Genomic DNA, 26568 nt, shown 5'->3' with positions numbered 1-26568 from the left:
TTCCAGCCAGCCGCGCCCACCCCTAGGTCAGAAAGTCACCTCCGTGCACATCACCGCGAAGATCGACTACGCGGTGCGGACGTTGCTGGAGATAGCTCGTGCGTCGTCCGCCGCCGCGGTCAAGGCCGAGACCATCGCCACCGCCGCACACATCTCTCCCAAAGTGCTGGAGAGCGTGCTGGGCGACCTGCGAAGAGCCGACCTGGTGGTCTCGCGCCGCGGACCCGACGGCGGATACTGGCTCACCCGAGGGGCCGAGGAGATCTCCGTCGCCGACGTGATCCGCGCCGTCGAGGGTCCGCTCGCGTCGGTGCGTGGTGAAAGACCCGAAGACGTGCGCTACCCCGGTGCCGCGCAACCGCTGCAATTGGTGTGGATCGCGCTGCGGGTGAACATTCGCGCCGTCCTGGAGAACGTCTCGATCGCCGAGATCGCCGAGGACCGACTACCGGGTTTTCTCGACACGCTGACCGAGGATCCCGGAGCCTGGGTACGCAGATGAAGGAACGCGCCGACCGCACACGGCAAGCATTCGCGCTGGTAGCGAATGTTCGCGACGGTGGTCGGTGCGGCCAAGTAGTCTGCGATCAACCATGTTGATCAGCCTGCTCCGCACCCACGCACGCCCCTACCGCGCTCAGTTGGCAGGGGTTGTCGCGTTGCAACTGGTCTCGGTACTGGCGATGCTGTATCTGCCGAGTCTGAACGCCGATCTGATCGACGACGGCGTCACCAAGGGCGATATCGGTTTCATCTGGACTACCGGCCTGTGGATGCTGGCGGTGACCGGCGTGCAGATCATCGCGTCGGCGTTCTCGGTGTACCTCGGTGCGCAGGTCGCGATGGGTGCCGGCCGGGATATGCGCGGTGCGTTGCTGCATCGGGTCGGCACCTTCTCCGCGCGCGAGGTCGGGGCTTTCGGCGCGCCGTCGCTGATCACGCGCAACACCAACGATATCCAGCAGGTGCAGCTGTTGATCGTCATGTCGGCGACGGTCCTGGTGATGGCGCCGATCATGTGCGTCGGTGGAATCATCATGGCGCTGCGCGAGGACATCGGACTGTCGTGGCTGCTGCTGATCGCGGTGCCGGTGCTCGGGCTGTCGATGGCGCTCATCATCGCGCGGATGGTGCCGGGCTTCCGGCAGATGCAGATCCGCATCGACGCGGTCAACCGGGTGCTGCGCGAACAGATCACCGGCATCAGGGTGGTCCGCGCCTTTGTTCGTGAGCGCCAGGAAACGTGGCGGTTCGGCGTGGCCAACACCGAACTCACCGAGACCGCGTTGCGGGTCGGCAGGCTGACGGCGCTGATGTTCCCCACGGTGATGCTGATCAGCAATGTCACCGCCGTCGGCGTGATCTGGTTCGGTGGACACCTGATCGACTCGGGGCAGATGCAGATCGGCTCGCTCACCGCGATGTTGTCCTACATCATGCAGATTCTGATGGCCGTGATGATGGCCTCGTTCCTCGCGATGATGGCCCCGCGCGCCGCGGTATCGGCCGACCGGATCGGCGAGGTGTTGACGACCGAGTCGTCGGTGGTGGCGCCGAGCGTCCCGAAGCCGTTCCTCGGCGACCCGGCCCAGGTGGATTTTCGCGATGCCGAATTCTGTTTCCCCGGCGCCGAACAACCCGTATTGCACGCGCTCCGGTTCACCGTCGAGCCCGGCACCACGACCGCGATCGTCGGTTCGACCGGCGCGGGCAAGTCGACGCTGGTGAATCTGATTCCGCGCCTGATGGATGTCACCGGTGGCGCGGTGTTTCTCGGCGGCACCGATGTGCGCGAGCTCGATCTGGAACTGCTGCGCCAACAGATCGGTCTCGTGCCGCAGAAGGCGTACCTGTTCTCCGGCACGGTGGCCAGTAATCTGCGCTACGGCGACCCCGACGCCACCGACGAGCAGCTGTGGCGCAGCCTGGAGATCGCGCAGGCCGCTGACTTCGTTCGCGGCATGCCGCAAGGTTTGGAAACGCCGATTTCGCAGGGCGGAACCACCGTGTCCGGCGGTCAGCGTCAACGCCTGGCGATCGCGCGCGCCTTGGTGAAACAGCCGAGGGTCTACCTGTTCGACGATTCGTTCTCCGCACTGGATGTCGCCACCGACGCCAGGCTGCGTGCCGCGCTGCGTCCGGTCACCCGTGCGGCGTCGGTGATCATCGTGGCGCAACGGGTCGCCACCATCCGCGACGCGGATCAAATCGTGGTGCTCGAAGACGGCGCGATCGTCGGGATCGGAACACACGAACGGTTGTTGCGCGACTGCGGCGAATACCAGGAGATCGTGGCTTCGCAATTGAGCGCGGAGGAGGTTCGGTGAGACCGGGAGCACCGGCGCCTGGCGCACCGGACACCAAGCCGAAATCGTTCGGCCCTTCGTTGAAGCGACTGCTGCGCAGGCTCGCACCCGAACGGGTGCTGGTCGTGCTCATCGTCGTGCTCGTCACCACCTCGGTGGTGCTGAATACGCTCGGGCCCTACATCCTCGGCAAGGCCACCAACCTCGTCTTCGACGGTGTGATCGGCAGGCAACTGCCCGAGGGGGTCAGCAAGGAGCAGATGATCGAGGCGTTGCGTGCCAAGGGCGACAACACCTTCGCCGACATGCTCGGCGCGATGAATGTCGTCCCCGGTGTCGGCGTCGATTTCGGTGCCGTCGGCCGCACGCTGGTGCTGGTGCTGGCGCTGTATCTCGGTGCGGCGGTGTTCGGTTGGTTGCAGGGCTTCCTGCTCAACCTGGTGATCAACCGGACGGTGAAGCGACTACGGAGCGATGTCGAGGAAAAGATCCACCGACTACCGTTGCGCTACTTCGATTCCGCCCCGCGCGGCGACACCCTCAGTCGCGTCACCAACGACGTCGACAATGTTTCGCAGACCTTGCAGCAGACCATGAGTCAGCTGTTGACCTCGGTGTTCACGGTGCTCGGCATTCTCATCGTGATGTTCTGGATCTCGCCGCTGCTCGCGGTGATCGCGTTGCTCACCGTGCCGGCCGCGATCGTGGTCACCGCGCAGATCGCGAAGCGTTCGAAGCCGCACTTCGTCGACCAGTGGAAATACACCGGCTTGGTGAATGCCCAGGTGGAGGAGGCATACACCGGCCACGAGATCGTGACCGCGTTCGGTCGAAGCCGCGAGGTCGCCGCGGAGTTCGACAAGCGCAATCAGCGGCTCTACGAGTCGAGCTTCAAGGCGCAGTTCATTTCCGGGCTGATCATGCCCGCGGTGATGTTTCTCGGGAACGTGAATTTCGTACTCGTCGCGCTGGTCGGTGGCCTGCGAGTGGCGACGGGCAGCCTGTCGCTCGGCGAGGTGCAGGCGTTCATCCAGTACTCCAGGCAGTTCAGCCAGCCGCTGACGCAGATCGGCGCGATGGCCAACCTGCTGCAATCCGGGGTCGCCTCGGCCGAGCGGATTTTCGAGATCCTCGACGCTCCGGAACAGAGCCCCGACCCGGTGATGGCCGAAACGCGCCCGGTCGACCGGGGCAGGGTGGAATTCGAAGGCATCTCGTTCGGCTACGACAAGGACAAGCCGGTGATCGAGCGGCTGTCGTTGGTCGCCGACCCCGGCCACGTGATCGCTATCGTCGGGCCCACCGGCGCCGGTAAGACCACCCTGGTCAATTTGCTGATGCGCTTCTACGAACTCGATTCCGGCGCCATCACCATCGACGGCGTCGACATCACCGAGATCACCCGCGATCACCTGCGCTCCCGCATCGGCATGGTGTTGCAGGACACCTGGCTGTTTCGCGGAACGATCAGGGAGAACATCGCCTACGGCAAGACCAACGCCAGTGAGCAGGAGATCCTGGACGCCGCCCGCGACGCCTACGTCGACCGTTTCGTGCACGCGCTGCCCGACGGCTACGACACGATGATCGACGAAGAGGGCTCCGGGGTGAGCGCCGGTGAAAAGCAGCTGATCACCATCGCGCGGGCCTTCCTGGCCAAGCCGTCGATCCTCATCCTGGACGAGGCCACCAGCTCGGTGGATACCAGGACGGAACTGTTGGTGCAGCAGGCGACCGCGGCGTTGCGCAAGGATCGCACCAGTTTCGTGATCGCCCACCGGCTTTCCACCATCCGCGACGCGGACCTGATCGTGGTGATGGAGCAGGGACGCATCGTGGAACACGGGACCCACGACCGGCTGCTGACCGAGCGTGGCGCGTACTTCCGACTCTACAACGCCCAGTTCGAGGCGGCCGCGGCCGAGGCATAGGTCCCGTGGCCTCGATCACCGCCACGGGCGGGTGCGATCGGTGTCGCGGGCGCTTGCTGCAAGGATGACGTCGTGGTCGCGTCCTACTCCTTCACCATCGGCACCCGCCTCGACGGGCGCAACGGTCGCTCCGGCGTGCTCGAGACACCGCACGGCACGATCGCGACCCCGGCTTTCATCCCGGTGGGTACCAAGGCGACGGTGAAGGCGATGCTGCCGGAGACCATGCGCGAACTCGGCGCCCAAGCCTTGCTCGCCAACGCCTACCACCTCTACCTGCAACCCGGCGCCGACATCGTCGATGAGGCGGGTGGGCTCGGTAACTTCATGAACTGGTCGGGCCCCACCTTCACCGACAGCGGTGGTTTCCAGGTGATGTCGCTGGGCGCGGGATTCAAGAAGGTTATCGCGATGGAGTCGGTGGGGGTGCGCAGCGACGACGTGATCGCCAAGGGCAAGGAACGGCTCGCCGTTGTCGACGACGACGGTGTCACCTTCCGTTCGCATCTGGACGGCTCCAAGCACCGGTTCACCCCGGAAGTGTCGATGAACATCCAGCATCAGCTCGGCGCGGACGTCATGTTCGCCTTCGACGAGTTGACGACGCTGTTCAATACCCGTGACTACCAGGAGAAATCGTTGCGGCGCACGCACGAGTGGGCGCGGCGCTGTCTCGACGAGCACGAGCGACTGACCGCCGCGCGCACCCATCGGCCCTACCAGGCGCTGTTCGGGGTGATCCAGGGCGCGCAGTACGAGGACCTGCGCCGCAAGGCATGTCGCGAGCTGGAGACGTTACGGGGCGCGGCGGAAACCGCTTTCGACGGTTACGGCATCGGCGGCGCGTTGGAGAAGCACAATCTCGGCACGATCGTCGGCTGGTGTTGCGACGAACTGCCGGAAGACAAGCCGCGACACATGCTCGGGATCAGCGAGCCGGAGGACATCTTCACCGCGGTGGAGAACGGCGCGGATACCTTCGATTGTGTGAACCCCTCGCGGGTGGCTCGTAATGCCGCCATCTACCTCGACGAGGGGCGTTTCAATATCAACACCAGCCGTTTTCGGCGCGACTTCACGCCGATCGACGAGCACTGCGACTGCTATACCTGTGCCAACTACACCCGCGCCTACCTGCATCATCTGTTCAAGGCCAAGGAGATGCTCGCCGCGACACTGTGCACCATCCACAACGAGCGCTACACGGTGCGACTGGTGGATCGGATCAGGGCGAGCATCGACGGCGGGTACTTCGATGAGTACAAGGCCGAGGCCCTCGGTCGTTGGAAAGGCAGGGTCGCCGCGCCGTGACCTTCGATCCGGTGCGGCGACCGCGCTGAGATTCAGGCGTGCAGAGGGTCGGATTCCCTTGGGGCGTAACTGGGTTCGCGCTTCTTGAGGACGGCGATCACGCGGTAGGTGATCGGCAGCACGAGCACCTCGCACAGCGTCTTCCAGAGGAAGCCGACGATCACATAGTTGACGAACTGTTGCCAGGAGTCGATGCCGATCGCCCCGGCCGCGATCGAACAGAACAGCAGGGTGTCGGCGAGTTCGCCCACGACGGTGGAGCCGATCAGCCTCGCCCACAGGTGCTTTTCCTTCGTGCGTTCCTTGATCAACACCAGTGTCGCGGAATTGAGCAACTGGCCGACGAAATAGCCTGCGAGCCCGGCGATCACCAGGCGCGGTGTCGTCCCGATGACGGTGCGGAAGGCGTCCTGGTTCTCGTAGAAGCCCGCGGCGGGCAGCCAGATCGCGATCGCGAAACAGGCCACCGTCAGCAGCAGCGCGGCGAAGCCGTAGTAGATGGCGCGGCGGGTGGCGCGGAAGCCGTATACCTCGCTGAGCACGTCGCCGAGAATGTAGGCCAGTGGGAACAGGAAGAAGGCGCCGTCGGTGGCGATGGGCAGGATCTGCAAGGGGCCGAGCGACACCGAGGCATCGCCGAAGAATTCGACGCCCTTGGTGGCGCAGATATTCGAGATGATCAGCGTGACGGCGAAAAGGACGACGACCGGTGTGTAGTAACCCCGCGTGACCTGGGCGAATGCCGCGTGGCCATCGGGGTGTCCAGACCCGTTGTCGTCGGGTTGTCGTTCGAGGGGCGTTTCGGACTTGTCGGTCTCACTCACCCGCATCATCAAACCAGGTCGGGCGGCGGCCGGTCGGCTATCACCACCCCTGTCATCCCGCACGGATTCGGGGCATCGCGTGTCCGGTGCGACCCATTAGTGTGTAGGCCATGACGAACCCCGGCGATTCCGACGAATGGTGGAAGCAATACGGCGGGCAAGGCGTCTCGTCGGAGTCTGGTGCACAGAATTCGGGTCCGCAGTATCCGAATGTCGACCAGCCGTCGGGTTATCCGTCGGTGCCGCAGTATCCAGCGCAGCAGACGCCACCGCCACAGCAGCAGGCTCAACAGCCGCAGTACCCTGCCTATCCGCAACAGCCGCAGCAACCGCAACAGCCGCAGCCGTATCCGGCGCAGCCCTACCCTGGCCAGCAACCCTATCCTGGCCAGCAGCCGTACCCGCAGCAGCCGAACTACGGGTACCAGGCGCAGTACCAGCCCTACGGTATGCCGACGCGGGGGACCAACGGTATGGCGATCGGTGCGCTGATCGCTTCGATCGCCGGACTGTTCACCTGCGGTGTCGGCGCGATCGTCGGCATCATTCTCGGTGTCATCTCGCTGAACCAGATCAAGCAGAGCGGTCAGGACGGCCGGGGTATGGCGCAGGCGGGTATCTGGATCGGTGTCGGGGTGATCGTGCTGATCATCGCGTACTTCGTGGTCGTCATCGTGGCCGCGGCCTCTAGTTGACCTTGACCTCAGGCACGGTCGATTGCCCCAGCATCCTCGAAAACATCAGGGGCGCACCCGATATCGGGTGCGCCCCTGGTTGTTCGAGACGGAAGGTGAATCAGGCCTTGACGACCTGGGTGCCGCCGGCGAACTTGTCGTGCCAGCCCTGCTTGTAGGGGTCCTGCGAAGCGGTGACCGCGATGTAGATCATCAGGCCGAGCGACACCAAGGGGCCGATGCACGGAACGATGTTCGCCACGTAGAAGAGGTTGCGCTTGAACGAAGTGGCCGGGTCGATCTTGGGCGCACCGCCGGGCGCGACGACATGGAGACCGAGAATCCGCTTGCCCAGAGTGGCGCCCTGGGTGGTTTCCAACGCGACGTAGTACGCGAAGTAGGCCACGACAATCAGGATCTGGGCGATGTACTGCCCCCCGAAGCCGTTCGGCAGGAAAGCGGATATGACGCCGACGGGAATGCCCACGATGATTGCGTCGATCACGCGCGCGCCGAGGCGAATGCCGATATCCGCCGGTTGCCCTGCGCCGCCGGGGAAACCGGGCTGCTGACCGTAGCCCGGCTGCCCGAATTGCTGCTGTTGGCCGTAGGGATCCTGACCGTACTGTGGCTGCTGGCCGTACTGCGGCTGCTGCTGACCGTACTGTGGCTGCTGGCCGTACTGGGGCTGCTGCGGTTGCTGCGGCTGCCCGTACTGCTGCTGGCCGTAAGGGTCCTGGCCGTACTGGGGCTGCTGACCGTAGCCGGGCTGCCCCCCCTGTGGATATTGTTGTCCGCCTTGCGGATACTGTTGCCCGCCCTGCGGGTACGGCTGTCCGCCTTGCGGATATTGGTTGGGGTCGTACCCACCGCTTGTCATAGTTACTGGTCCTCGTCGTGGATCGGTCGATGAACTGTGTTCCGTAGATGGAACGAAATGCGTACGTTACGGACATCGGTCGTGTTGCAACAACCCATTCGTTCCCAGTACCCACGGTTCTCGGGGCAGTCGCGCGCGGTCGAAACGTTCGAGGAACTGCGCCGAGGTCTGTGCCCGCACGCCGAGCGAGTGGGCGAGCGCGGTGACTACCTGTGTCGGTGTAATGCCGAGTTCGCGCTGATCAGCCAGGGTTACCGCGCCGTCTCGCTTGGCCAAGCGCGCTCCTGTGGCGTTGAGCACAAGGGGCACATGGGCGTATCGGGGGATCGGCAGGTCGAGCAGGGTGGCGAGGTAGGCCTGGCGTGGTGTCGAGGCGAGCAGGTCGTCGCCGCGCACGACCTGGTCTACTCCCTGCGCCGCGTCGTCGACCACGACGGCCAGGTTGTAGGCGGGGATGCCGTCGCCTCGGCGCAGCACTACGTCATCGACCTGGCCGAGGTAGTCGCCGTGCAGTTCATCGACGATCTCGAATTGCGTGCGCCGCGCGCGAAGTCGCAGTGCGGCGCGGCGACCCTGAGCGCGAAATTCGGCGCGCTGCGAGCTGGTGAGCGTGCGGCAGGTGCCGGGGTAGGCCCCCATCGGCCCGTGCGGCGCGCTCGTGGCCTGCTGGATTTCTCTCCGGGTGCAGAAGCATTCGTAGGTGAGTCCGGCCTCGGTGAGTCGGTCGATGGCCTGCCGGTAGTGCGGCAGGCGTTCGGACTGTCGTAGCACCGGCCCGTCCCAGTCGAGCCCGATCGCGGTGAGGTCGTCGAGTTGGCGTTGTTCGGCGCCGCGGCGTACGCGGTCGAGATCCTCGACCCGGAGCAGGAAGCGTTTGCCGTCGGCGCGGGCGAATGCCCATGCGAGCAGCGCGGTGCGCAGGTTGCCGAGGTGGAAATCGCCCGACGGGCTCGGCGCGTAGCGCCCCGCGCCGAGGCTCGCGTTCATCGGCTGCTCGGGTGGGCGCGTCGAGAGCTGAGGTTCGCGGTCGACGGTGTGCGCACGCCCGCCATGCTAGCCAAGCGGTCGATGACGCAGCCTAGGCCGCAATCGGTCCTCGGTGATTTCGGTGTGGTCGTCGAGCGCGGCGATCAAGCCCTCGGCGTAGGCGATCAGTCCCGCGCGGTCGATGCCGTAGGGGTCGTCGTCAGGATCGTGGGCGAGGTAGGGACGCTCGGCGGCCGTGGGGTCGCTGGTTTGCGGCGTATCTGTGCCATCTGGGTTCTGGAGGCTGTCGCTAGAAGCGGTCAATCGGAACACCGCGCGCGTCAACAGCGTGCGCGCGCCCCTGCGATTCCCGCGTTGGATGTGTGTGACCCCGACAGCGAGTTGCGCGAGACCTTGCCACAGCATCCTTTCGGCGAACGGCCCGTTCTTCCACGCGGCCTCCAATACCTCGTGTGCGTTGAACGCCAAACCGTCGTCCAGCAGTTGTTGGGCGAAGGTGAGCGTCTCGTCCGGTGGCAAGTCGAGATCGTCTGGAATTCGGGCAATCCCGGCACTTCCTGGCGGAAGCGGTCGCCCGAGTTCGTCGCGTGGACGGGCATTTTGTGCGCGACCTGCGTCGTCGCGATCGCGTTCGGTCATACGTCCATCATGCACGCCGGTCGGGTGCGCGGTCGATGGTGCGTGACCTGAGCGTTGAATAAGCGTCGGATCACAACGCAATCACATAAGGTGAAACGATTGCAGTTCAATACTATTTCAAAGAATGCAGTCTCTCAGCAATGTTCCCGCAACTATCATCTTTCACAATCCCGACAGCACTGTTGAGGTAATTCGAACTAGCTCGGCGGACTTTCGTGAGACCTGCTAGTCTTTAGCGCGCGGGTGGGCCCTCGTGCGGTGCATTCCGCCTCGACGTACAGTGCGAAACGACGCATACGAATGTCGCGCGCTATCGCTGGGCGCAGCATGGTGATTCGGCGTTACCCGCTGGATGTCAGCGCTAGTTGGAGCTAGTTGGAACAGTGCTTGTTAGAACGATGTCAGTAGAAATTTCGTTCTCGACGCAGCGAAGGAGCTAGTCCGTGAAGGTTGATGTGACGGGTGCGATGTGGCGTAAGAGCACGCATAGCGGCCCGGACGGGAACTGCGTGGAAGTCGCTTTTCTCGGCAATGGTGATGTCGCTGTCCGCGACACCAAAGATAACGGGGTCGGCCCGGTTCTCGCGTTTTCCCCAGGTGAGTGGGACGCGTTTCTGACCGGGCTATAGCGCGGCGCGTGTTCGGTCCGCGATGAGGCGCGATGAGGCGCACTGTGGCGCCTGAATGACCTGCCGGTCCGAACACCAGGTGGAATGGGCCCCGAGCCGATATGGCTCGGGGCCTTCGCATTTGTTTCAGTAATGTTTCGGGATTCTCTCCGAGCCTTTGTTTCCGCGTTCGCGATTTATGCAACCGACCATTTCTGTTTTCCGTCGCCGGTCGGGAGCTATTCCTCGATCTCCTGATAACGCCGCAGCACCGCGAGCTGTTCGCGCTCTTCCCGGTGGTCGGCCTCGCGAGCGCGTTCGGACTCCTCGTGCGGGTCGGCGCGCAGGAAACCGCCGGTGCCTGGCTTGCCGGCGGCTCCGAGTTTGCTCATCTTCTTCGGAACCGAAGCGCCCTGGTACTCCAACGGAATCGGGTGGCCGTGGTCGTCGACCGGGCCGAGCGGCTGGTGCACCTCGAGGTACTCGCCGTGCGGCAGGCGTTTGATCACACCGGTCTCGATACCGTGCTCCAGCACCGCGCGGTCGCTGCGTTGCAGGCCGAGGCAGAACCGGTAGGCGAGGAAATAGGCGATCGGCGGCCCAAGCAACACCCCGATCCGGCCGATCCAGGTGGTCGCGTTGAGCGAGATGTCGAATTTGTAGGCGACGATGTCGTTCACGCACGACAGGGTGAGTACCAGGTAAAAGGTGACGGCCATCGCGCCGATCGCGGTGCGCACGGGGACGTCCCTCGGTCGTTGCAGCAGATTGTGCGCGGCCGTGTCCTTGGTCAGGCGACGCTCTATCCACGGGTAGGCGATCAGGACCGCGAAGACGAGACCCATGATCAGCGCGCCCCATACCGGCGCGGGGATGGTGTAGCGCCCGAGGTACAGCTCCCACGGAGGAATCAGGCGCATCATCCCGTCGGTCCACATCATGTAGAAGTCCGGCTGCGAACCGGCCGACACTTGAGAAGGGTTGTAGGGACCGAGATTCCAGATCGGGTTGATCTGGAACGCCCCGCCGAGTACGGCGACGACGCCGAGGGTGAAGGCGAAGAACGCGCCTTGATCGGCGGCGAACACCGGCACGATGCGCGCGCCGACCACGTTCTTCTCGGTGCGGCCCGGCCCGGGAAATTGGGTGTGTTTCTGGTACCAGACCAACGCGATATGCGCGGCGATCAGCGCGAGCATGATGCCGGGAAACAGCAGCACATGGGCGATGAAAAGACGCGGAATAATGTCGGTCCCCGGGTAGTCGCCGCCGAACATCAGCCAGTGCAGCCAGGTGCCCACCAGAGGGAGCCCGAGCGTGATGGAGGAGAACGCGGCACGCAATCCGGTGCCCGAGAGCAGATCGTCGGGCAGCGAATAGCCGAAGTACCCCTCGAACATCGCCAGGATCAGCAGGAGCGAGCCGATCACCCAATTCGCCTCACGCGGTTTGCGGAACGCGCCGGTGAAGAAGACGCGCAGCAGGTGCACGATGATCGATGCCGCGAAAAGCAATGCGGCCCAATGGTGTACCTGTCGGACGAACATTCCACCGCGCACTTCGAAGGAGATGTTCAGCGCGGTCTCGTATGCCCGCGACATGGTGACACCGCGCAAGGGTTGGTAGGCGCCGTCGTAGACGACCTCGGTCATCGAAGGATCGAAGAACAAGGTCAGATAGATCCCGGAGAGCAGCAGGATGATGAAGCTGTAGAGCGCGATCTCGCCGAGGAGGAACGACCAGTGCGTCGGAAAGACTTTGTTGATCGAGCGCCGGAGAAAACTGGCGGCGCGATATCGCTCATCGAACCCGTCCGCCTGCGCTTTTGTCGTACGACCTAGCTGTGTTGTCATGGTCGACACCCCGCCCTGGGTGAGAGATTGTATCTACTACACAGCGTAGCAGTAGTGGGCTTTCGAATCGATGGGTTTGCGTGCGGACCTTTTCGCGAATGCCGCCGCATCGTTGTCTTCACGACTGGCGTCCGCCGATATCGTGGCCTGGTGAATGTGATGGCACCGCAGGACGCGACCATGTACTGGCTGTCCGGCCGTACCCGCAACGACCTGTTCCTGCTGTACTGCTTCGACGACGTCGGCCGCGAAACCGACGAATTGCGCGCATTCATCGCCCGCCGTTCCAGTGATATCGCCGAGTTGCGGGTGCGGCTGCGCGAGGTGCGCGGGGATATGGATTATCCGTCCTGGGTCCGGTGCGAGTTCGCCGCTCAGCAATTTGTCGAACACACGCTGCCGCAACCGGATTGGTCCTCGGTCACCGCTGCGCTCGGTGAACTGGTCGGGACCGGGGTCGACGCGGTGCAACGGCCGTGGCGGCTGCATGTCTTCCGTGCGATCACCGGCGCACCCGGCTACGAGGACCGGGGGCGCGCGCTGGTCACGGTGCTCCAGATATCGCACGCGTTGGCCGATGGGCGCCGTGCCGCGGCGTTGGCGCGCGCTTTGTTCGCGCAGAACCCCCAGCCGGTGGCGGGCGTGCGCGAGGAGGGTGGCGCGTCGGTCGGGCGCATGTCAGGTGGCACCCCCTCGATGGGTGCGCTCGGGCTGCTGCGGTTCCCCGGTGATTTCGCGGCCACGGTGGTGCGCGGTTTCCACGCCGCGCGAGCGCGACGGCAACTGGGCGAATTGACCGCGTCCGGTGAATTACCCGGTCCAGGGCCGGATTTCGTGCCGAGCATCGTGAATCGGACCGTATTGGAAGGGCAGCAGGACCATCAGGTCCGCATGATGGTCTTCGCCGCCGCCGCCCTGCGAGTTCCCGGCCGGACGCTCACCGTTATCGCGCTGACCGCGATCTCGCTCGCCCTCGCCCGGCATCTGTCCGACCGTGGCGCACCGATCGACCGCTTGGGAGCTCAAGTTCCCGTGGCGTTGCCGCGACCGCCTTCGGGGCGCAAAACCTATCCGCGCAATAACTTTCGCAGTGTCGGCGTGGATCTGCTGGCCGACGAGCCGGATCTGCGCCGCCGAGCCGACGGCATCGCCGAAGCGCTGGCCGACCGACGCCAGCGCGCCCAACACCCCCTGCTTTCCGCGCAGGATCGCGTCACCGCCGGTTTGCCCGCGCCGCTGTTGCGCCGTGACGTCGACCGCTATCCCCTCGAGACGGTGCCGCCGAAGATCGCCGGTCACACCGTTGTCTCCAGCGTCGACCGCGGGCCCGCCGACCTCGCGTTCGGTGGCGGAACCGTCCGCTTCACCGCGGGTTTCCCCGCCATCGGCTCGGTGATGCACCTGACCCACGGCATACACGGCATCGGCGACACGATCACCGTCTCCCTGCATGCCGACCCCGTCACGGTCCCCGACCTCGACAGTTATGCCGTGCTGCTGCGCGCCGCGCTGCTCGAGGTGGTCTCCGCGCTCGAATAGCGCTGCGCTCCTGCCGGTTCGTGTACGAATCGGTGCTCGCCGCGCGCACGGATCGAGCGAGGAGCGTATTGGTGGCCGCACCCTCGGCGCCCGCGACTCGTTCGGTCCCGATCCATGCGCCGCGTCCTGCTGGGAACGGAACGGCGCACGACAGTTGACCTGAAGTTTAGTTCAGGTTGCATGCTGAGAAGCATGAGTACACAGCGAAAGTCACGAAACGTCGCGGTCATTGTGGGCAGCACCAGGCAGGGGCGGTTCGCCCCGACGATCGTCGACTGGTTCACCGCCTACGCGGCCGGATACGAGGGGATCACCATCGACGTCATCGATCTCGCCGACCGCCCGTTACCCGCCAACCTGCACGGTGATCCGCTCCCCTACGTCGCGTGAACTCCATGGATCGGTCTTGGTGGGTTGTTGTCCGCTGTGGCCAGGAATCTGCCTGGAAAAGGCTGCGCGCTGGTCGGTGCCGGTTGAGACCGGCACCGACCAGCGCGTTCGCTGCGGAGGATAGGGGATTTGAACCCCTGAGGGCGTTAACCCAACCCGCGTTCCAGGCGAGCGCCATAGGCCACTAGGCGAATCCTCCGTCCAGGAGCATACCGGTAGGCATCGGGTGGTTACCAAATCGGGTGGTTCGCGGGCGGTCGGCGCACCCCTGGCCCATGGGTCCGGTGGGGGCGGCTACACTGGCCAACGGATCCCGCGCGGCGCGCATCCTGTGAACTCCCCCAGGGCCGGAAGGCAGCAAGGGTCAACGGGCTCTGCCGGGTGCGCGGGGTCCCCTTATATTTCAGGGGCTAGGGCAGGGGGTCTGCCAGATTCACGCGGTGGGTGTCGCTTCCCATTGCCGCCGATAATGCCGCCAAATCCATGCCTGGGCCGGGTAACGTGAACACGGTCCGTTGTCGCGGGTGCGCTCGCCGCGGACATCATTCCCTCCACACCACGTGTCGTTGAAAGGCTGTCCAGGATGCCCCGGCAAACGCAGATCGGTTTGATGAGCAACACGGAGCTCGTGTCCGAACACGAGACCCAGACCTCGAACTACGAGAAGCTCGCGGCCGAGAAGCTCACGCTGGATCTGACCAGGGGAAAACCGTCGCCGGAACAACTCGACCTCTCCTCGGCGCTGCTCACCCTCCCCGGCGACGGCGACTACCGCGACTCCTCGGGCACCGATTGCCGTAACTACGGCGGCCTGCACGGCCTGCCCGAACTGCGCGCGATCTTCGGTGAGTTGCTCGGTATCCCGGTGGCGAACCTGCTCGCGGGCAACAACGCCAGCCTCGAACTGATGCACGACGCGATCAGCTTCGCGATGCTGTACGGCACCAACGATTCGCCTCGCCGCTGGGTCGACGAGCCCACGGTGAAATTCGTGTGCCCGTGTCCCGGCTACGACCGGCACTTCTCGATCACCGAATCACTCGGGATCGAAATGATCCCCGTCGCCATGGGTAACGACGGCCCCGACACCCATGCCATCGCCGAACTGGTCGCCAACGATCCGGCGATCAAGGGGCTGTGGGCGGTACCGAATTACGCCAACCCGAGCGGTGTCGTGTACTCCGAAGAGGTTGCTCGGGAACTGGTTTCGATGCCAACCGCAGCCGAAGACTTCCGCCTGTTCTGGGACAACGCCTACGCGGTGCATCCGCTCACCGACACCGCGGCGCCCAATCTCGACATTCTCGGGCTCGCCGCTGCGGCAGGAAACCCCAACCGCCCCTTGGTGTTCGCCTCCACCTCCAAGATCACCTTCGCGGGTTCCGGCGTCAGCTTCCTCGGCGGTTCCACCGCGAACCTGGACTGGTACCTCGGGCACTCCGCGAAGAAGAGCATCGGCCCCGACAAGATCAACCAGCTGCGGCACGTGCGCTTCTTCGGCAACGCCGAGGGCGTACGCGCCCACATGCAGAAGCATCGGGAGATCCTGGCGCCCAAATTCGCCATGGTGCTGCGCATTCTGGAAGACCGGCTCGGCGCGGCGAAGGTCGCGTCCTGGACCGAGCCCAAGGGCGGATACTTCGTCAGCCTCGACGTGCCCGAGGGCACGGCGACCAGGGTGATCGAGCTGGCCAAGCAGGCCGGGATCTCGCTCACCGCAGCGGGTTCGGCGTTCCCGTACCGAAACGACCCGGAGGACAAGAACATTCGCATCGCCCCCAGCTTCCCGAAACTCTCGGAGCTGGAGACGGCGATGGACGGCCTCGCCACCTGTGTGCTGCTCGCGGCCACGGAGAAGGCGCTCGGCAAGTAGCGGACCGAACGAACGGACGCGTACCGAGTAGGTACGCGTCCGTTCCTCTTCGGTCAGTCGGGTTTGTGGGCGAGCACGGCGAACATGGTCACCGACAGGTGCACATCCCCCCGGTCCGCGCCAACGGCGAGGTCGGCGAGCAGCTTCTCCCGCTGCGCCTCGGTGATCACGCCGCGCGCCACCGCCATCCCCGAGATTCGGGTGACCAACGAACCCGCGCCGACGGAGCGGTCTTGGACCAACGCGTGCGAGCCGATGTCGTCGACGACCAGCCCCGCCTTGGTCAACCATCCGGCGAGTCCGCGTCCGGCGAACGGATTGGTGGTCGCCGAGATCAACGTGTCGACCACGTGCGCGACCACCCGGTGCTCGCCGGGGTGCACGATCGTGGTCCCCCAGTCGGTGTCCATCACCACGACTCGACCGCCGGGACGCAGTACTCGGATGATCTCGTTCGCGGCACGCGCGGGCGCGGTGAGATGTTGAAACACGCGTTCGCTGAGCACGGCGTCGAAGCGTTCCGCGCCGAAGGGCAGTCCGTAGGCGTCGCCGGAATGGAATTCGGCCGCCGAGCCCGCCTGCGCGGCGCGACGTTGGGCGGCGGCCAGCAGCTGCGGGTCGGGTTCCACACCGAACGCGCTGCCGGAGGGGCCGACGGCGGTGGCGAAGGAGATCGCCTCGGCCGCGGTGCCCGACCCGATATCCATCACGCTCTCACCCGGACGAGGTGCGAGCACCTCGTGTGCCCACCCGCGCAGTCGGTGGATTCCCGGCAGCGCGGCCTGAAGGTCGCGAGCGTCGACTACTTCGTCCTGGCCAGCGCGATCGAATCGATCCGGTCGCAAACCGTAGGTGCTCATCGAGCCGTGTCCATCCTCAGCCGGAGCTGTCGTGCCTAGGGGTGTTGCCGTCATCACAGGCATTTCCAGGAGCCTACGCGCGCGAAAACCTACCCGCACGTAGCAAGGCGGCTTGTTCGAAGCTGTTGCGACGCACCGGGGCGCACATAGCATGGGAGGCCCCGAGAACAGGAGCCGACGATGAGCCGCACACTCTGCCTTGCCCAGGACCCGGAGGCCGACGAGTTACTGTCCACCGACCATTTCGCCACCCTGTTGGGGATGTTGCTCGATCAGCAGTACCCGATGGAGCAGGCCTTCCGTGGCCCCAAGAAGTTGGCCGACCGGATGGGCGGTTTCGACATCCATCGCATCGCCGAGGCTGATCCGCAGGCGTTCGAGGAATTGGCCGCGACGCCGCCCGCCATTCACCGTTACGGCCGGTCGATGGCGCGTCGCGCGCAGGCGCTTGCCGCGTATGTGCTCGAGCACTACGACGGCAAGGTGGAGAACCTGTGGTCCGTCGGTGATCCGGACGGCAAGGAGGTGTTGCGCCGGCTGCGGGCCTTGCCGGGGTTCGGCGAGCAGAAGGCGAAGATTTTCCTGGCACTTCTCGGCAAACAGCGCGGGGTGCGGCCGGCGGGGTGGCGCGCGGCGGCGGGCTCGTATGGCGACGACGGGTCACGGAGGTCGGTGGCGGACGTCGTCGATGCCGAAACGCTCTCGCAGGTAAGGGAATTCAAGAAGCAGGCGAAAGCGGCGGCAAAGGCGGGGTAGCCGAGGTTCGCCGGCGGCGTGGTCGCGATGTTGCCGGACCGTGATAGGCCGTCGCGTAAATCGACATAACCGGTTAATTGCCTGGTTGCCGGGGTGTCTGTATTTCCCGCAATTTTGCGGACTTTTAAATTTCAGGGTTTACGACCACGCTGTGTCGACACAGCGTGATGAACAATATTGTCAATAAATCGAAATCTTGGGTGCCGCAACGGATTTTACCGCAGTGCTCGCCCTCGCGTAGGCGAACCAGGAAACCGATCCCGGCTGTCGTCATGGTGCGGCTCGGCGGTCGAAAACGGCTGGTGACCCGGTCATGCGCCGACGAAGGGTCGCGCAGGCCGGTCCGGTGCGGCGCTGGTCGTCGCCGGATCGACGTCGTCGCACGCGACTAGCTGCGCAAACAATGTGTGCGCAAGCACAGTGCCAGGCATGGGGTGGTGCATCGTCGATTCTGGTGTTAATTTATTCAACATGTCCGGCATCCGATCTACCGCGCTGCGAGTCACCTATGTGACCACCGCGCTAGGTTTGCGGTTGCCGTTGACCCGCGAATTGTGTAGTTGCGCTTAGCGCAGCAACGTCGATTGATCGACATATTTGCTGCCTCGCCGCCCATATAGGCATGTCTCGTCGGGAATCGGCGAGACTTCGGCAAGGAATTTCGCATAGTGTCTGCTCCCACCTCTCGCCCTTCAGTTCTCAGTCGCACCGCTCGTGAACGCTCCGCCACCAGGGCCGCCACCGGTCGTACCCGCGTTCAGCGGCCGGTTGTCGCCCCCGAATTACGTGTCGCCGACAATCCGGCGGCCGCAGTACTGCGGTCCGCGATGGCCGGCCCGGTCTCGCGTGACAATGCCGCTCGCACAACCGATTTGAGCATCGCCACGGTCAACCGTCAGGTGTCGGCGTTGCTCACGGCGGGGTTGTTGCGCGAGCGCCCCGACCTCACCGCCTCCGGCGCGGTCGGCCGCCCCCGCGTCCCCTTCGAGATCGACCATGAGGCCTACCTCACCATCGGCATCCACATCGGCGCCGCGGTGACCAAGATCGTCGCCGCCGATCTGCGCGGTCGTATTCTCGGCGGTCTCGCTATCGCCACCCCGCAAAGCGGACAGGAATTCGCGACCACCACGGTCGCCCGCAGTGCACGCGCCTTCCTGCAGCGTTGGCATCGCCGCAAGGCGCTGTGGGCCGGTGTCGCGATCGGCGGCCGGGTCGACCCGCTCACCGGCGTCGTCGACCACCCCAAGCTGGACTGGCAGGGCGCCAAGGTCGGCGCCGTCCTCGGCGAGGTGCTCGAGCTACCGGTCTCGGTAGCTCCGCATGTCGAGGCGATGGCGGGTTCGGAATTGCTGTTGCCCCCGGTGGATGCGCGGCCGGTGACCACCGCACCGGAGCGCGGCAGCAGCCTGTATTTCTATGTACGTGAAACCGCGGGCATCGCGGTCACTTTGGACGGCAGGGTGCACACGCCGAGCAACGGCCCCGGCTCCATCGCGCACCTTCCCACCGGATCGGACGTCGAATGCGCGTGCGGCCGGCGCGGCTGCCTCGAGGTCACGGTCGGTGACCGCGCGATGCACGCGCGGGCGGTCGGGCGCGGAATCATCCCCGCGCACAACGGGACCGCCGGTTCCACCCTCGCCGACCTGTACCGGGTGGCCGAGGCGGGTTCGCAGCCAGCACGAGACCTGCTCGCCGAGCGGGCCACCATGCTCGGCAACACCGTCGCACTGGTGCGCGACATGCTGAACCCGGACCGGGTGATCCTCGGCGGTCAGGCCTTCACCGGCTACCGTCCCGCGCTCGCCCACGTCTCGCGCGCGTTCAACCAGGGCTCGACGCTGCCACCCACCGACATCCGCATCAGCGGATTCGGCGGCAAGGTGCAGGAATTCGCCGCCGTGGTCACCTCATTGAGCGCGTTGTACGCCGACCCGCTCGGCGCGATCCGTCGCACCCGCAGCGAAGGCTGAGCGTTCGCGGGCCCAAGGTTCTTCGCACCCGTAGTCGAATCCGAGCCGACTGTGCCGCACAGGGGGCACAGTCGGCTTCGGTGCGAGTTCGATTCGGCGTCACCGCGGTTCGCTTGCGCCACACCATCCGACCGCACCGGGTCACGCTGCGGCTTCGCAGCGTGGGCTGATTCGCGGCTGGCTCTGGAGCGAAGGCCGCTGATAGTCGGACGCGGAGTAGAGCTCGGCCGCGCGGTGACAGCATTGTGCTGCACTTGTTCTGCTCAGGGTTCAGCGGTGTGGGTCGCCCGCCGCGGTGAAGGCGCTTTCCAGTGCGGTGATGAAGAAGGGGAAGTGTCCGGCGAAGCGGTGGAGGTTGCGGTCGCGTTCGAAGCCGCCGAACCAGTACAGGCCCGGTTGCGCGTCGGCGGTGGGGTCCATGTCGCGGAAGCCGCGAATCCAGTTGTCCACGCGGCCGCCGATCAGCATGAACGGGAGGCCGCGGGAGAACACGGTTTCCTGGTCGACCGGTGGAATCTGTTCGCGCCGAGTTGCTTCCAACCCGCGCTGGAGCGCACGGACCTGTGCGCAGAGGTGCTCACCTCGGGTGGTGCGCAGCGGGAGGAACTTCGGTAAGGCCAGCGACGCGACCCCGCCGAGCGCGATCGCGACACCCACCAGGGCGTGTCCCGAGGTGAGTGCGAGGGCGATGGCCACGATGATGCCGACGAGGATCAACCCGCCGCCGAGCCACACCGGCACGCCGACGCGGCGGTGGTCGACGAAGTTGCCGTGCTCCACCGCGTCCTGGCGCATCGCGGTGCGCACGGGGTCCGAAAGCACCCGCCCCGGCGCGCGCAACTCGGCGACCGTCACCGTGTCGGTGCCCTCGGGCAGCAGCGTCTCGTACACCACCTTCTCGTACGCCCGTAGTTGGTCGTCCGGCGCGTTGACGCGGGTGATCCGCCAGTCCTTGTCACTCAGCGGCGTCACCCAGATGTAGCGGCGCACCGCGAGATCCACGACGGTGGCGGCGATATCGACCGGATCGACCTGCTCGTCGAGCAAGACACCCGCCGCGCCGGGAAGCACGCCGTCGGGTGAGGTGAACTGCACTCGGTCGCCGTCGCGCAACAACGGGTCGATCGTCTGGGTCGCGTCGGAGTCCGCGGTGGCCCGTTTGCGCCGCAGCACAACCAGCACCGCCACCGCGACGAGCGCGAGCACCAGCACGCCGAACGCGACGAGCACCGGTGTCGTCACCGAGAACGGCCCTGCCGCACCGGAATCGCGCACGTCGGCATTGCTCGGCACGGTGCCGGGCGGTATCTGCATCGTCAGGTCGATGGCGTCGCCCTTGTGCAGGTCGGTCTGTTGCAGCGCGAGCACGCCGTCGGGTTCGACACGCACGTTCGCGCACGGTTTCGCCGCCGCTGGCGGGCCGAGTTTGCAGTCGACGATGCCCATTTCGAAGCTCGGGCTGATCAACGCGGCATCGATCGAGGCGATGTCGGTGTTCAGCACACCGAGCCAGTGGAAGACCTGGGTGCCGGGTGCTTCGTCGACGGTGTTGTGGATCGCGTAGCGGAAACTGGATTCGCCGGGATGGGACTCCATGGTGAACTGATCGTCGGCGACGTTCGCGGTGGCTGCGCCCTCGGTATGCACATCGGTGACCTCGAAGACGCGCTCGGCGTCGTCGGTGATCTGCAAGCGCAGCGGCAACACCATCCGGAACGAACCACCGTCGGGCACCGAAACCCGTTCGGAGACTTGGAGTACGCCCTGCTCGTCGAGCGTCAGATCCGCGGTGATGGTGGCACCGCTAGGGGCGGGCTGGGCGGGTGACGGCGCCGCGGTGGCGAGTAAACCGACGGCGGCGGACAGACCTGCGGTGGCGAGAAACAGCGCGCGCGAGGCGCCCCCCCGAGAAAACGGCATGGCTGTCACTTTAGACAGCTTGCTATCCTGCGTCAGCGGCTGTCGGTGAACACGGAGATGAGGGGGTGCGGGGGCGTGACACAACCACCGCCTGGGTACGGACCACCACCTGGTTACCGCCCGCCGCCTGGATATCCGCCGCCCCCCGGCTATGGTCGCCCGCCTGGGTACGGCCCACCACCGGGTTACGGCCCGCCGCCCGGTTATCCGCCAGCCCCCAATTATGGCCCGCCGCAAGGGTACGGCTCTGCGCCGCGCTACGGTCCCGCACCCGGTTACCGCCCTCCGGTTCCGCCGCCGCTGCCCTACGGTCCGCCGGGCCGCCCGCCACGGCCGCCGAATCGCGGGTCCGGCGGTTGGGTCGCCGCGTTGCTGATCGTCGTGCTGATCGTTGTCGTCGGGGTGGTGCGGATGGCGATCGTTGCCGGTATTGATTCGACCGTTTCCTCGGGAACCGCACCGACGTTCACCTACCCCGGTGGGGCGACCACGTCGTCGGAATCATCGCCGGGTAACGCGACCGCACCGGCGAAGACCGGTGACAATCCCTTGCTCACCGACCCGAACGCCACGCTCTTGCCCGCGAGTTGTGACTACTCGCCGTGGAGCACACAGGTGCAGGCCGCGCGCTCGTTCTTCGAAAGCGCCGCAGGCTGTTTGGCTTCCGCGTGGGAACCGGTGTTGCGTGCCGCCGGCCTGCCGTTCGAGCGTCCACAGCTCAATGTCACCGCCGACACCTCGGGTATCAGCACTCCGTGCACCGGCACAACCACCAACTTCGCCGCCTTCTACTGCTCGGCGAACAAGACCATCTACATGCCCATCAGCCAATTGCAGACCGAGATGTTCGGCGACGACTGGGTGGTGTATCTCTCGGTGTTCGCGCACGAGTACGGGCACCACGTGCAGGCGGTGGCAGGCATTCTCGGCAAGGCCAATCGTGATCGTGTCGCGGCCGGTGTGCGCAGCACCAGCGGGCTCGAGCTGTCGCGGCGAGTGGAGTTGCAGGCCAACTGCTTCGACGGGATGTACCTCGGTTCGTCCGAAGACGGTGGTTCGCTGACGAGTTCGCAGCTCAACGACGCCACCGAGGATTCGCACAATCGTGGCGACTCCGGTGGCGATATGCGCGATCACGGCAGCGCCGCGCACGGCGGCCAGTGGTTCGAGGCGGGCGCCGAGCACAACCGCACACAACAGTGCAACACCTTCACCGCGTCGTCGGGCGAGGTGAGCTGACCTCCAGCGTGGCAGCGCGACTCATGACTCGCGTACGTGCGCGATCCATTCCTCGACCGAATCGGGGGACGGCTCGCCGCCGATCATGCCGAGCACGGCGCGTCCGACGCAGGCGGCGCTGAGCACCCTGTCCACGGCGTCCTCGACATTGCCCCACGGCAGGTACGGTTTAGCGATCAACAGCGCGGCGATTCCGTGTGCGGCCGCCCAGAATTCCAGCACGATCGGGGTGGGGTCGCCGGATTCGATGGTGCCGGTGGCCATCCACGCGCGCACGGTGTCGGCGAAATGGTGGAAGGCGCCGCTGCCGAGTACCTGATCGACTGCGCCGTCGGGGTTGGTGACCATCGCGAGCCGGTACTGCTCGGGGTGCGCCAACGCGAATCGGACGTAAGCCGTTCCCTGATCACGCAGTTGCGTCACCGGCGAGGTCGACGGGTCGGTCGCCGCACGTAGTGCGTCGGCCAGTGCCTCGAATACCTGCGCGACGACGGCGTCGATCAGCGCGTTCTTGTCGGCGAAGTGCCGGTAGATCGACGGCGCGCTGACCCCGACGAGCTTGCCGACCGCACGGATCGACACCGCGTCCGCGTGCCCGGTGCTGGCCAGCAATCCCGCTGTGGCGGTGAGGATTTCGTCGCGTAGCTCGGCGCCGGAGCCGCGTGCCGAGCGTGGTCGACGCAGGCCGGTCATCGCTGCTGCGCGTTGTCGAGGTGGCGCTGCGGCGACGCGTCGGTCGCTTCGCGGAAACCGATCTTGTCGTGCAGTCGCGCAAGGGGTTTCGGTGCCCACCAGTTGGCGGGGCCGAGTAGCCGCATCAGTGCCGGTGCGAGCAGGCCGCGGATAATGGTGGCGTCGACCAGCACGGTCAGGGTGAGCCCGAGTCCGATCAGCTGCATGAACGAGACCTTGGCGGTGGCAAGGGCGCCCAACACGATCGCCATCAGTACGGCGGCGGCGGTGAAGATGCGTCCGGTACGCGCGACGCCGATCGCCACCGCGCGGGTGTTGTCGTGGCCGGCCAGCCATTCCTCGCGCACGCGGGAGAGCAGGAACACCTCGTAGTCCATCGACAGTCCGAAGGCCAGGCAGAACATCAGGATCGGCATGGTCGGCACCAGGTAGCCGACGGCGGTGAAGTCGAACAGCCAGGACAGGTGGCCCTCCTGGAAGATCCACACCATCGCGCCGAACGAGGCTGCCAGCGACAAGGTGTTGAGCAGAAGGGCTTTCAGCGGTAGCACCACGCTCCCGGTGAACAGGAACAGCACCACGAAGGTGGCCAAGGCGATCAGTGCACCCGCCAGCGGTAGTCGGGCACCGAGTTCCTCGAGGCCGTCGGCGTTGGTTGCCGCCGCGCCGCCGTAGAGTGCGGGCGCAGGCGCGGCGATGTCGCGGATCTCGTCCAATTGTCGACCGCCCTCGGGGGAGAACGGGTCGATGCTGGTGGATACGTTGAGGTAGGTCCCGGTGTCGTTGGCCATGCCGGGCGGTGGCGCCGCGACGCGTCCGCCGCCGAGGTAGACGCCTGCGCTCGAGAGCACGGCGGGGACCCCGTCGATCCTGGACAACGCGGCCGCGTAGGTGCCGATCGCCGCGTTGTCGCCGTGGTAGCCGTCGAGCACGATCGTGGTGGCGCTGACCGGGTCGGCCTGCGGGAACTCGGTGCGCAGCACGTCGCCGACCGCACGGCTGGGCGCGCTGGCCGGTAGCACCCTGTCGTCGGGGTAGCCGAAACGCACGGAGAGAAATGGGGAGCCGAGCGCGAGCAGCAGCGCGATGATGACGATCGAGATCGGTGCCGCGCGGCGCATCACGGCCTGTGTCGTTTTATACCAGCGGGTCTGCTCCGGGACCATCGGTCCCGGTTCCTGATCGCCGCGTCTGAACAACCGCCGCAAGGGAACTCGCAGGTCGAGTGTGTTGATGCGGGGTCCGAGCAAGACCAGCGCCGCGGGCAGGATCAGGATCGACGCGGCAGCGGCAGTCACAACCACCGCGACTCCGGAGTAGGCGAACGACTTCAGGAAGTACAGGTCGAAGACCGCGAGAACGGCGAGCGACAGCGCCACGGTGAGCGCTGAGAACAGCACGGTGCGGCCCGCGGTCTGGACCGCGCGCACGGCTGCCGCGGTGTAGTCGAGGCCGTTGCCGAGCTCCTCGCGGTAGCGACTGACGATGAACAGGCTGTAGTCGATCGCCAGCGCCAGGCCCATCGCGGTGGTCAGGTTCATCGCGTAGATCGAGACGTCGGTGACCAGCGTGAACACCCGCAGGACCGCCAGCGTCGCGACGATCGCGAACAGGCCGATCAGCAGCGGCAGCGACGCGGCGATCAGGCTGCCGAAGACGAGGACAAGCACGATCATCGACAGCGGTATCGCGACGGCCTCGGCGACGGCGAGGTCGCGGCTGGTCTGGGTGGTGACATCGTGATAGACGGCGGCGACACCACCTTGACGCACGGTGATGCCCGCGTCGGTGCCCGCGAATTCGTCGGTGAGCTCGCCCGCGATCCGCTGCACCTGGGTGTCGTCACCGGTGAGCACCGCGGCGATCAGCGCGCTCTTGCCATCGGAGCTGCGCAGCGCGGCGGACAGCGGCGCGGGGGTCGTCCAATACGACTGCACGCCTTGGACATTCTGGCGAGTCGCGAGCGCCGTGGTGATCCGGTGCCCTGCCGTTTTGGTCGCCGGGTCGTCGGCTCCCGCCTCGGCGGTGACCAGTAGGACGAAATTGGGTGCGGCGCCGTCGAAGTTCTGCGCGAGCAGTTGCGGGACCCTGGTGGATTCGGCGTTGTCGGAGACGAAGCCGCCGGACTCGAGGTGGCCTGCCACGCTCGCGCCGAAGAGGGCGCACAGGACCGCGACGATCGCTGCCACGCCGAGAACGGCTCGGGGAAAACGGGTGGTGAACCGGGTGATCCTGGTCAGCATGGGGCTGCCTCCTGGGAAGGAGCGCTGCTCTCAACCAGGAGCGCTCTGTGTTAACGGCGTTAGCGTAACGCCGTTAACACAGGACTGTCGAGGAGTCAGTGCGAACCGACCGTGTCTCGTTCGCGGGTACGAGACTGTCTGGCGATCGCGCGCAGGCCGCGCCGACCTGGGTAGAGCAGCCCGTCACGGACCTCGATCCACCCCGCCGTCGACAGCCAGAGTTCTTGTGCGCGTGCGTCGGCGGTGTTGTGGAAGATTCTGCGGCCGCGATCGTCGCGCAGCTCCTGGGTGAGCGTCGACCAGCGCGGTGCAACACCGTTCTCCGCGATGCGGTCGTCGATGTAGGCGGCGATCGCGGTGCCGATGGTGTTGACCGGACGTAGTGAGACCCGGTTGCCGTATTGGCTGGCGTGGAATCGTCGTCCCGCGCACAGCGATCCTGGATCGGCGTTGGAGGCGATCCATCCGGCCCGTTGCGCCCGTTCGATCAGCCAGAGATGCTTCACGGCCGAGGGGGCGATATTGCCGAGCTTGGCCTGAACCAAGTGCATGATCTGCTCGGAGGACAGCACATCGCGGCGCGTCGGGCCGGTGCCGTGTGCGCGCCAGTGCGCGTCGGCGAGGGTGGCGAGGACGCGTCCGAAGTCGTCGATGCTGCGCTGCGCGCGGCGGCCGAGTCGTTCGATCCGCTCGGCCTCGCGCCGCATGTCGTTCTGCGCGGTGAGGGTGCGGATCGCGGCGATGGTCGGTACCTGGTGGCGTCGCAGCAATTCCAGGATGGCTTCGGCGGTGGTGGGGTCGGCGGCAGCCGTGACGGGTAGCGATTCGCGATTGATGGCGAATTCTTGCGGGCTGATCGCGCGGCTGAGCAGGTCGACCGCATCGCGGTCGCCGGCGAAGTCGGTGCCCGAGAGCCAGGCTGCGGCGATATCGTCACACGACGGCACGGTGGAAATTCCTCCGGAAGTGTGTGAATCGGGAAAGCACCCGAAATAGTGGAAGCTTGTGTTCGGTTGCGCCCCGGTCGGGATGAGGGACCGGCCGGGGCCACCAACCTGATGAAGGT

The 26568-nt window shown here is 65.8% G+C and carries 22 protein-coding genes, 1 tRNA gene and 1 other RNA gene; 13 read left to right on the top strand and 11 right to left on the bottom strand.

What is annotated here, in order from left to right:
* Nucleotides 1–43 precede the first annotated feature (43 nt).
* The 4 genes from ABEA50_RS04840 (at nucleotide 44) to tgt (ending at nucleotide 5548) form a co-directional block, all read left to right on the top strand.
* Entirely contained in the window at nucleotides 44–502 is a 459-nt protein-coding gene (locus tag ABEA50_RS04840; RefSeq protein ID WP_345493803.1) for an RrF2 family transcriptional regulator, read from the top strand.
* Between the two features lie 91 nt (nucleotides 503–593).
* Nucleotides 594–2327, top strand: coding sequence for an ABC transporter ATP-binding protein (locus ABEA50_RS04835; protein ID WP_345493802.1), 1734 nt, complete (start codon nucleotides 594–596; stop codon nucleotides 2325–2327).
* Nucleotides 2324–4237, top strand: a complete 1914-nt coding sequence (locus ABEA50_RS04830; RefSeq protein WP_345493801.1) for an ABC transporter ATP-binding protein — start codon at nucleotides 2324–2326, stop codon at nucleotides 4235–4237. The genes ABEA50_RS04835 and ABEA50_RS04830 overlap by 4 nt, the downstream gene beginning before the upstream one ends.
* A 72-nt stretch (nucleotides 4238–4309) precedes the next feature.
* Nucleotides 4310–5548 carry a tRNA guanosine(34) transglycosylase Tgt gene (gene tgt, locus ABEA50_RS04825; RefSeq protein ID WP_345493800.1) on the top strand — a complete coding sequence of 413 codons (1239 nt, stop codon included), beginning with the start codon at nucleotides 4310–4312 and terminating at the stop codon, nucleotides 5546–5548.
* Nucleotides 5549–5580: 32 nt separating this feature from the next.
* On the opposite strand, the gene ABEA50_RS04820 is transcribed toward tgt, so the two are convergent.
* Nucleotides 5581–6378, bottom strand: a complete 798-nt coding sequence (locus ABEA50_RS04820) for a queuosine precursor transporter (protein ID WP_345493799.1) — start codon at nucleotides 6376–6378, stop codon at nucleotides 5581–5583.
* A gap of 104 nt (nucleotides 6379–6482) precedes the next feature.
* Here ABEA50_RS04820 and ABEA50_RS04815 point away from each other — a divergent pair, with 104 nt between their 5' ends.
* On the top strand, nucleotides 6483–7067 hold the full coding sequence (locus ABEA50_RS04815; RefSeq protein WP_345493798.1) for a DUF4190 domain-containing protein: 585 nt from the start codon (nucleotides 6483–6485) through the stop codon (nucleotides 7065–7067).
* Nucleotides 7068–7167: 100 nt separating this feature from the next.
* On the opposite strand, the gene ABEA50_RS04810 is transcribed toward ABEA50_RS04815, so the two are convergent.
* The 3 genes from ABEA50_RS04810 to ABEA50_RS04800 all read right to left on the bottom strand — a co-directional run bounded on the left by ABEA50_RS04810 (nucleotide 7168) and on the right by ABEA50_RS04800 (nucleotide 9552).
* A complete protein-coding gene (locus ABEA50_RS04810; protein WP_345493797.1) occupies nucleotides 7168–7926 on the bottom strand; it encodes an RDD family protein in 759 nt (252 codons plus the stop codon).
* A 66-nt stretch (nucleotides 7927–7992) separates the two neighbouring features.
* Entirely contained in the window at nucleotides 7993–8913 is a 921-nt protein-coding gene (gluQRS, locus tag ABEA50_RS04805; RefSeq protein WP_345493796.1) for a tRNA glutamyl-Q(34) synthetase GluQRS, read from the bottom strand.
* A gap of 66 nt (nucleotides 8914–8979) precedes the next feature.
* Nucleotides 8980–9552 (bottom strand): DUF309 domain-containing protein, encoded by a 573-nt coding sequence (locus tag ABEA50_RS04800; protein WP_345493795.1) that lies wholly within the window; start codon nucleotides 9550–9552, stop codon nucleotides 8980–8982.
* Between the two features lie 443 nt (nucleotides 9553–9995).
* Here ABEA50_RS04800 and ABEA50_RS04795 point away from each other — a divergent pair, with 443 nt between their 5' ends.
* Nucleotides 9996–10181 carry a DUF397 domain-containing protein gene (locus ABEA50_RS04795; RefSeq protein WP_345493794.1) on the top strand — a complete coding sequence of 62 codons (186 nt, stop codon included), beginning with the start codon at nucleotides 9996–9998 and terminating at the stop codon, nucleotides 10179–10181.
* Between the two features lie 218 nt (nucleotides 10182–10399).
* Here the strand turns inward: ABEA50_RS04795 and qcrB are convergent, their stop codons facing one another.
* Entirely contained in the window at nucleotides 10400–12013 is a 1614-nt protein-coding gene (qcrB, locus tag ABEA50_RS04790) for a cytochrome bc1 complex cytochrome b subunit (protein ID WP_345493793.1), read from the bottom strand.
* Between the two features lie 159 nt (nucleotides 12014–12172).
* On the opposite strand from qcrB, the gene ABEA50_RS04785 reads away from it, so the two are divergent.
* Both ABEA50_RS04785 and ABEA50_RS04780 read left to right on the top strand, forming a co-directional pair.
* Nucleotides 12173–13552: a wax ester/triacylglycerol synthase domain-containing protein gene (locus tag ABEA50_RS04785; RefSeq protein WP_345494653.1), complete on the top strand. Its 1380-nt coding sequence runs from the start codon at nucleotides 12173–12175 to the stop codon at nucleotides 13550–13552.
* 192 nt (nucleotides 13553–13744) lie between these two features.
* A complete protein-coding gene (locus ABEA50_RS04780; protein WP_345493792.1) occupies nucleotides 13745–13942 on the top strand; it encodes an NADPH-dependent FMN reductase in 198 nt (65 codons plus the stop codon).
* Nucleotides 13943–14056: 114 nt separating this feature from the next.
* Here the strand turns inward: ABEA50_RS04780 and ABEA50_RS04775 are convergent.
* Nucleotides 14057–14141, bottom strand: a tRNA-Ser gene (locus ABEA50_RS04775).
* Between the two features lie 106 nt (nucleotides 14142–14247).
* Between ABEA50_RS04775 and ffs the strand changes: the two genes are divergently transcribed.
* Both ffs and ABEA50_RS04765 read left to right on the top strand, forming a co-directional pair.
* Nucleotides 14248–14342, top strand: an RNA gene (gene ffs, locus ABEA50_RS04770) — signal recognition particle sRNA small type.
* A 183-nt stretch (nucleotides 14343–14525) separates the two neighbouring features.
* Nucleotides 14526–15815 carry an aminotransferase class I/II-fold pyridoxal phosphate-dependent enzyme gene (locus ABEA50_RS04765; protein WP_345493790.1) on the top strand — a complete coding sequence of 430 codons (1290 nt, stop codon included), beginning with the start codon at nucleotides 14526–14528 and terminating at the stop codon, nucleotides 15813–15815.
* 53 nt (nucleotides 15816–15868) lie between these two features.
* On the opposite strand, the gene ABEA50_RS04760 is transcribed toward ABEA50_RS04765, so the two are convergent.
* On the bottom strand, nucleotides 15869–16675 hold the full coding sequence (locus ABEA50_RS04760; RefSeq protein ID WP_345493788.1) for a methyltransferase domain-containing protein: 807 nt from the start codon (nucleotides 16673–16675) through the stop codon (nucleotides 15869–15871).
* A 180-nt stretch (nucleotides 16676–16855) separates the two neighbouring features.
* On the opposite strand from ABEA50_RS04760, the gene ABEA50_RS04755 reads away from it, so the two are divergent.
* Together ABEA50_RS04755 and ABEA50_RS04750 are read left to right on the top strand one after the other, a co-directional pair.
* Nucleotides 16856–17431, top strand: a complete 576-nt coding sequence (locus ABEA50_RS04755) for an HhH-GPD-type base excision DNA repair protein (RefSeq protein ID WP_345493786.1) — start codon at nucleotides 16856–16858, stop codon at nucleotides 17429–17431.
* Between the two features lie 668 nt (nucleotides 17432–18099).
* Nucleotides 18100–19407: an ROK family protein gene (locus ABEA50_RS04750; protein WP_345493785.1), complete on the top strand. Its 1308-nt coding sequence runs from the start codon at nucleotides 18100–18102 to the stop codon at nucleotides 19405–19407.
* Between the two features lie 270 nt (nucleotides 19408–19677).
* Here ABEA50_RS04750 and ABEA50_RS04745 read toward each other — a convergent pair whose 3' ends face one another.
* On the bottom strand, nucleotides 19678–21327 hold the full coding sequence (locus tag ABEA50_RS04745) for a DUF2207 family protein (RefSeq protein ID WP_345493784.1): 1650 nt from the start codon (nucleotides 21325–21327) through the stop codon (nucleotides 19678–19680).
* A gap of 75 nt (nucleotides 21328–21402) precedes the next feature.
* On the opposite strand from ABEA50_RS04745, the gene ABEA50_RS04740 reads away from it, so the two are divergent.
* The gene (locus tag ABEA50_RS04740) at nucleotides 21403–22566 is read left to right on the top strand and encodes a neutral zinc metallopeptidase (protein WP_345493783.1); all 1164 of its coding nucleotides are present in this window, start codon (nucleotides 21403–21405) and stop codon (nucleotides 22564–22566) included.
* 21 nt (nucleotides 22567–22587) lie between these two features.
* Here ABEA50_RS04740 and ABEA50_RS04735 read toward each other — a convergent pair whose 3' ends face one another.
* From ABEA50_RS04735 to ABEA50_RS04725, 3 genes are all read right to left on the bottom strand, one after another.
* A complete protein-coding gene (locus ABEA50_RS04735) occupies nucleotides 22588–23259 on the bottom strand; it encodes a TetR/AcrR family transcriptional regulator (protein ID WP_345493782.1) in 672 nt (223 codons plus the stop codon).
* The gene (locus ABEA50_RS04730; RefSeq protein WP_345493781.1) at nucleotides 23256–25502 is read right to left on the bottom strand and encodes an MMPL family transporter; all 2247 of its coding nucleotides are present in this window, start codon (nucleotides 25500–25502) and stop codon (nucleotides 23256–23258) included. Before ABEA50_RS04730 ends, ABEA50_RS04735 begins: the two co-directional genes overlap by 4 nt.
* Nucleotides 25503–25597: 95 nt before the next feature.
* Nucleotides 25598–26449, bottom strand: a complete 852-nt coding sequence (locus tag ABEA50_RS04725; RefSeq protein ID WP_345493779.1) for a hypothetical protein — start codon at nucleotides 26447–26449, stop codon at nucleotides 25598–25600.
* Nucleotides 26450–26568: the final 119 nt, after the last annotated feature.

Source organism: Nocardia callitridis (assembly GCF_039543305.1).
GTDB classification, from domain to species: domain Bacteria; phylum Actinomycetota; class Actinomycetes; order Mycobacteriales; family Mycobacteriaceae; genus Nocardia; species Nocardia callitridis.
The sequence above is the reverse complement of the archived record's forward strand: the minus strand, read 5'-3'. Positions and strand labels throughout refer to the sequence as shown.

What these genes read in the sequence shown, in the direction of transcription:
- ABEA50_RS04800 (WP_345493795.1), bottom strand. Translation starts at nt 9,552, where the DNA reads ATGACCGAACGCGATCGCGACGACGCAGGTCGCGCACAAAATGCCCGT.
- qcrB (WP_345493793.1), bottom strand. Translation starts at nt 12,013, where the DNA reads ATGACAACACAGCTAGGTCGTACGACAAAAGCGCAGGCGGACGGGTTC.
- ABEA50_RS04735 (WP_345493782.1), bottom strand. Translation starts at nt 23,259, where the DNA reads ATGACCGGCCTGCGTCGACCACGCTCGGCACGCGGCTCCGGCGCCGAG.
- ABEA50_RS04755 (WP_345493786.1), top strand. Translation starts at nt 16,856, where the DNA reads ATGAGCCGCACACTCTGCCTTGCCCAGGACCCGGAGGCCGACGAGTTA.
- ABEA50_RS04765 (WP_345493790.1), top strand. Translation starts at nt 14,526, where the DNA reads ATGCCCCGGCAAACGCAGATCGGTTTGATGAGCAACACGGAGCTCGTG.
- ABEA50_RS04815 (WP_345493798.1), top strand. Translation starts at nt 6,483, where the DNA reads ATGACGAACCCCGGCGATTCCGACGAATGGTGGAAGCAATACGGCGGG.
- ABEA50_RS04760 (WP_345493788.1), bottom strand. Translation starts at nt 16,675, where the DNA reads ATGAGCACCTACGGTTTGCGACCGGATCGATTCGATCGCGCTGGCCAG.
- ABEA50_RS04780 (WP_345493792.1), top strand. Translation starts at nt 13,745, where the DNA reads ATGAGTACACAGCGAAAGTCACGAAACGTCGCGGTCATTGTGGGCAGC.
- ABEA50_RS04745 (WP_345493784.1), bottom strand. Translation starts at nt 21,327, where the DNA reads ATGCCGTTTTCTCGGGGGGGCGCCTCGCGCGCGCTGTTTCTCGCCACC.
- gluQRS (WP_345493796.1), bottom strand. Translation starts at nt 8,913, where the DNA reads ATGAACGCGAGCCTCGGCGCGGGGCGCTACGCGCCGAGCCCGTCGGGC.
- ABEA50_RS04835 (WP_345493802.1), top strand. Translation starts at nt 594, where the DNA reads ATGTTGATCAGCCTGCTCCGCACCCACGCACGCCCCTACCGCGCTCAG.
- ABEA50_RS04810 (WP_345493797.1), bottom strand. Translation starts at nt 7,926, where the DNA reads ATGACAAGCGGTGGGTACGACCCCAACCAATATCCGCAAGGCGGACAG.
- ABEA50_RS04730 (WP_345493781.1), bottom strand. Translation starts at nt 25,502, where the DNA reads ATGCTGACCAGGATCACCCGGTTCACCACCCGTTTTCCCCGAGCCGTT.
- ABEA50_RS04785 (WP_345494653.1), top strand. Translation starts at nt 12,173, where the DNA reads ATGGCACCGCAGGACGCGACCATGTACTGGCTGTCCGGCCGTACCCGC.
- ABEA50_RS04820 (WP_345493799.1), bottom strand. Translation starts at nt 6,378, where the DNA reads ATGCGGGTGAGTGAGACCGACAAGTCCGAAACGCCCCTCGAACGACAA.